Origin of the sequence: Actinomadura sp. KC216, assembly GCF_004348535.1 — a bacterium.
Taxonomy (GTDB): Bacteria; Actinomycetota; Actinomycetes; order Streptosporangiales; family Streptosporangiaceae; genus Spirillospora.
On record NZ_SMJX01000470.1, the window covers coordinates 1 to 4,904 of the forward strand.

At 74.7% G+C, this 4,904-nt stretch carries 4 protein-coding genes and 1 pseudogene; 3 read left to right on the forward strand and 2 right to left on the reverse strand.

The features are described 5' to 3' along the window. From E1264_RS40195 to E1264_RS40205, 3 genes are all read left to right on the forward strand, one after another. A partial coding sequence (locus tag E1264_RS40195; protein WP_165964631.1) for an adenylosuccinate synthetase occupies window positions 1–946 on the forward strand: 946 nt, incomplete at its 5' end. Continuing rightward, the gene (locus E1264_RS40200) at window positions 883–2,850 is read left to right on the forward strand and encodes a hypothetical protein (protein WP_243711466.1); all 1,968 of its coding nucleotides are present in this window, start codon (window positions 883–885) and stop codon (window positions 2,848–2,850) included. The genes E1264_RS40195 and E1264_RS40200, both read left to right, overlap by 64 nt. Before the next feature lie 24 nt (window positions 2,851–2,874). Further along, entirely contained in the window at window positions 2,875–3,579 is a 705-nt protein-coding gene (locus tag E1264_RS40205) for a 3-keto-5-aminohexanoate cleavage protein (protein WP_132182435.1), read from the forward strand. Window positions 3,580–3,603: 24 nt separating this feature from the next. Here the strand turns inward: E1264_RS40205 and E1264_RS40210 are convergent, their stop codons facing one another. Together E1264_RS40210 and E1264_RS40215 are read right to left on the reverse strand one after the other, a co-directional pair. Next, the gene (locus E1264_RS40210; RefSeq protein WP_132182437.1) at window positions 3,604–4,218 is read right to left on the reverse strand and encodes a hypothetical protein; all 615 of its coding nucleotides are present in this window, start codon (window positions 4,216–4,218) and stop codon (window positions 3,604–3,606) included. Between the two features lie 51 nt (window positions 4,219–4,269). Then, a pseudogene (locus tag E1264_RS40215) lies at window positions 4,270–4,904 on the reverse strand (hypothetical protein); the annotation flags it as partial.

The following is a 4,904-nucleotide window of genomic DNA, read 5'->3' on the forward strand; positions in this document are numbered from 1 at the left end:
CCCCGCAGCCCCCCGCGTCGGCGACTGCCTGTCACCGGCCCGCCTGCGGCGCCGCCTGGCGGAGCTGCACGACTGGTACCGCGACGAGTTCCCGTCCGGCGAGGACGTCCCGGACGCCGGCGCGTGCGCCGACGTCTTCGCCGCGTTCGCCGGCCGGGTCGAGATCGTCGGCGCGGAGCATCTCCACCGCCTGCTCCGCACCGGGACGGTGGTGTTCGAGGGCGCGCAGGGCGTCCTGCTGGACGAGTGGCACGGCTTCCACCCGTACACGACCTGGTCGACCACCACGTTCGCCAACGCGGAGACGCTGCTGGCGGAGGCGGGCGAGGCGGCCGGGTCCGCGACGCGGCTGGGGGTGCTGCGCGCGTACGCGACCCGCCACGGCCCCGGCCCGTTCGTCACCGAGGACCCGGCGCTGACCGCCGACCTGCCCGACCCGCACAACGCCGAGGGCCGCTGGCAGGGCGCGTTCCGCGTCGGCCACCTCGACGCCGTCGCGCTCCGCTACGCCCTGGACGTGACGGGCGGCGTCGACGGCCTCGCGGTCACGCATCTGGACGTCGCAGGGGCACGCCCAGACCTGCGGGTCTGCCTCGCCTACGAGAACGACGGGGAGCGGGTCGAGCGGCTGGAGACCGGGCCGCCGAACCTGGACCGGCAGGCCGCCCTCACCCGCCGCCTGCTGCGGGCCGGCCCCGTCTACGCGCCGCTCGGCCGCGCGGAGGAGACGATCGAGGACGTCCTGCGGGCCCCGGTCGTCCTCCGCTCGTACGGCCCGACCGCCACCGGCAAACGGGCCGGCCACCTTCGGACGGCCATTGACGCGAGCCCCCGCCGACACCAAGATCGCGCAGAACGGCGCAGATCCCCCGGAGGTGGGCGTTGCGACTCCCCCAGCGCACCCTGTCGTCCCTCGCGGCCGTCGCCGCGGCCCTCGCCCTCCTGACCGTCCCGCCCACCCCGGCGGCGGCGGCCGATCCCGGCGGCGACGGCTGCGACCCGATCGACCCGGCCGCGTGCCTGCTGCCGTTCCCGAGCGACTGGTACACGGTCCGCGACGCCCGCACCCCGACGGGCCGCCGCGTCCACATGGGCGCGACGGTGCAGAACGCGCTCGGCGTGCCGATCTCGCCGGAGGAGTGGAACCGCGCGGACGGCTTCTCCCCCGGGTCGATGCTGCTCAGCCGCGTCCCGGGCGTCGACCTGGCGCGCAGCGGCGCGGCGCCGATCACCGACATCGGCGCGTCGCTGCGCCGCGACGCCCCGATCGTCATCGTGGACACCGCGACCGGGGAGCGCTGGCCGTACTGGGCGGAGCTGGACGCGAACGCGCCCGATGACCGCAAGGCGCTGATCGTCCGTCCGGCGAAGAACTTCCGGGAGGGGCACCGGTACGCGGTCGCGCTCCGGAACCTGCGCGACGCGTCCGGGAACCCGATCGGGCCGAACGCCGCGTTCGCGAAGATCCTCGGGCCGCGGCTGCCGTCCGACGACCCGCTCGCCGCGCGGCAGCGGCAGGGGCGGCGGGTCCTCGCGGCGCTCGAACGGCACGGCGTGAGCCGCGACGGCCTGTACCTGGCCTGGGACTTCACCGTCGCGAGCCGCCAGGGCCTGACCGGGCAGGTGCTCCACATGCGCGACGAGGCGCTCCGCGACCTCGGCCGCCGCTCGCCGTCGTTCACGGTGACGCAGGTGACCGACGACGTCGGCGACGGGATCGCCCGCGAGGTGAAGGGGATCGTCCACGCGCCGAGCTACCTGAACCTGCCCGGGGGGCCGCCCGGATCGTCCCTGCACCGCGGCCGGGACGGCATGCCCGCCCGGCTGCCGGGCAACACCCAGCCCGTCCCGTTCCAGTGCGAGATCCCGAGGTCGGCGTTCGAGAGACCGGCGCGCCCCGCCCTCTACGGGCACGGCCTGCTCGGCAGCGAGCGCGAGGTCGGCGCGGGCAACGTCAAGGCGATGGCCGCCGAGCACGGCTTCATGTTCTGCGCGACCAAGTGGATCGGCATGGCCGACGAGGACCTCCCGAACGTCGGCGCGGCGCTCACCGACCTCACCCGCTTCCGGACGGTCGCCGACCGCCTCCAGCAGAGCCTCCTCGGCTTCACCTTCCTCGGCCGCGCCATGACCCGCGGCTTCCCGAGCCATGAGGCGTTCCAGGACGGCGACGGCCGGTCTTTGATCGATCACCGGGCCGGGCTGGCCTACGACGGGAACAGCCAGGGCGGCATCATGGGCGGCGCGCTCACCGCCGTGTCCCCCGACATCCGCCGCGCGGTCCTCGGCGTCCCCGGGATGAACTACACCACGCTCCTCAACCGCAGCTCCGCCTTCACCCAGTTCGCGCACGTGCTCGACCTCTCCTACCCCGACAAGCTCGACCAGCAGATCGCCCTCGCGCTGATCCAGATGCTGTGGGACCGCGCCGAGAACAACGGGTACGCCTGGCACATGACGGACGACCCGCTGCCGCGCACGCCGGGGCACCGCGTCCTGATGCACGTCGCGTTCGGCGATCACCAGGTCGCGCCCGTGGCCGCCGAGGTCCAGGCCAGGACGATCGGCGCCCGCGTCCACGCCCCGGTCGTCGCGGCGGGCCGCAGCCCCGACAAGGTGCCCTACTGGGGGATCCCGACGTTCGGCTCGTCCTACGCCGGGTCCGCCATGGTCGTCTGGGACAGCGGGTCCCCCGTCCCGCCGCTGACCAACACGCCCCCGACCGCGGGCCGCGACCCGCATTCGGACCCGCGCGGCGACGCCGGCGCGCGCCGCCAGAAGGCGATCTTCCTCACGACCGGCAGGGTCGTGGACGTCTGCGGCGGAGGACCCTGCGTCATCACGCCCTGACCCCCACCTGAGATGATCGGAACCATGCTGCAGGTCTGCCCGAACGGAAGACGGACCGAAGGCGTCCCGGTCTCGCCGGAGGAGATCGCCGCCGCGGTCCGCGCCGCCGTCGACGTCGGCGCGCAGGACGCGCACGTCCACCCGAGGGACGGCTCCGGCGCCGAGACCGTCGACCCGGCGCATGTCGCGGCGGCGGTCTCCGCCGTCCGCGAGGCCGCCCCGTCGATCCAGGTCGGCGTCACCACCGGTGAATGGACCGAGCCCGACCCGCTGGAGCGCGCCGCGAAGATCCGTTCCTGGCCGGTGGCGCCCGACCACGCCTCGGTGAACTTCCACGAGGACGGCGCCGAGCTGGTCGCCGAGGCGCTCTTCGAGCGCGGCGTCGCCATCGAGGCCGGGATCTTCTCCGGCACCGACGGCGCCGACCGGTTCCTGCGCTGGCCGCATGCCCACCACGTGCTCCGGATCCTCGCCGAGGTCACCGACCCCGACCCGGAGACCGCGACCGGCACGGCGAAGGCGCTCCTGCACGAGCTCGGCACCAACCACGGCCGCCCGGTGCTGCTGCACGGGGAGGAAGGCGGCGCGTGGCCCGTCCTGCGGCTCGCCGTCCGGCTGAACCTGGACGTCCGCATCGGCCTGGAGGACACGCTCGTCCTTCCCGACGGGGCGCCCGCCACCGACAACGCGGCCCTGATCCAGACGGCCCGCGCCCTGCTCTCCGCCTAAGGCCCCCTGCCTAGCAGAGGGCTTCTAGGAGCGGGGGTTGTGCCCGGCGTCGGCGTCCATCCGCTCCCAGTCGGCCTCCCACAGCGCGTCGCGGTGCCGGTCGCAGCGGCGCCGGACGAGGACGTAGGCGAGCAGCACCGGAACCGCGCAGGCGAGGACGGTGGCGGCGCCCGCGTAGGCGGCGTCGGTCACCGTGCGGCTGTGCGGGCGGGGGCGGACGGTCGGGTCGCCCTCGCGGTCGATCCAGATCGTCCGCTGCGCGCCGGCCTTGGCGTTCTTCCAGCTCGGCAGCGTCCCGACGCGGGGCTTGCCGTCCACGCCGGGCCAGGTCGCCTGGACGGTCTCGTGGATGTAGCGGTCGCCGGACGAGCCGATACCGCCCGTCGAGGTGACCGTGGCGACGACCTGGCGGCGGTCCGCCCGCTCGGCGTTCTCCGCTCGGGTGCCCGCCTCGTAGGACCAGGACACGGTCCACGCCGCGAGCGGCGGGGCCGCGGCGAGCAGCAGCACGAGCAGTCCGAGGGCGATGGCCCGCTGCACGCGGTCGACCCGGCGGCGCAGCTCGTTGCGCTCCAGGCCGAGCCGCCGGCGGACCCTGGCGAGCGGCGTGCCTCCACCGCCGATGCCGGTCCTGCGCATCTGCGTCACCTCCCCGGGGAGTGCCCTCCCGGCAAGAGGCCTCAGCCTTCTTTAGCCGTCTTTTCCCAGGATATTCCCGAGCCGGTCGCTCGGCACCTGACCTGTGGGCGATTCCTTTCCGAGATCCGGGCCGGTATGCCCGTTTGATGGCCGAATTCGGTCAGGAGCCCGATCCCCGGGGCGGCCCCGGGGCGTGCCGCGCTCCGCACCCCCGGCGGCAAGCGCGAGCACGGCGCCCAGCACGCACAGCCCGGCCGTGATCCAGAAGATCTCCTGGTACTCGGTGCGCAGCGCGTCGTCGACGGCGGCGTTGTAGACCTTGAGCTGCCGGGCGAACTCGTCCTTGGACATCAGGAACGGCAGCGGCGGCTTCAGGTCGGCGGTCAGCGCGTGGAAGCGGTGGAACCCCCACGCCGACAGGGCGGAGATCCCGAGCAGCATCCCCATCATCCGCGCCACCACCACGGCCGCCGACGCGACGCCGTGCCGCGCGGCCGGGACGGCCGCCAGCGCCGCCGACGACACCGGCGCGATCACCAGGCCGAGCCCGATCCCGGTCACGACAAGATCGACGTCCATCCGCGGCAGCGGCCCGTAGGAGGCGTCCGCCAGGTCCGCGGGCCACGCCGCGATCAGCAGGTAGCCCACCGCCGACACCGCCATCCCCGCGGCCATCGGCCACCGCT

Bases quoted from the DNA above. Each gene is read 5' to 3' on its own strand.
- E1264_RS40205 (WP_132182435.1), top strand. From the start codon at position 2,875: ATGCTGCAGGTCTGCCCGAACGGAAGACGGACCGAAGGCGTCCCGGTC.
- E1264_RS40210 (WP_132182437.1), bottom strand. From the start codon at position 4,218: ATGCGCAGGACCGGCATCGGCGGTGGAGGCACGCCGCTCGCCAGGGTC.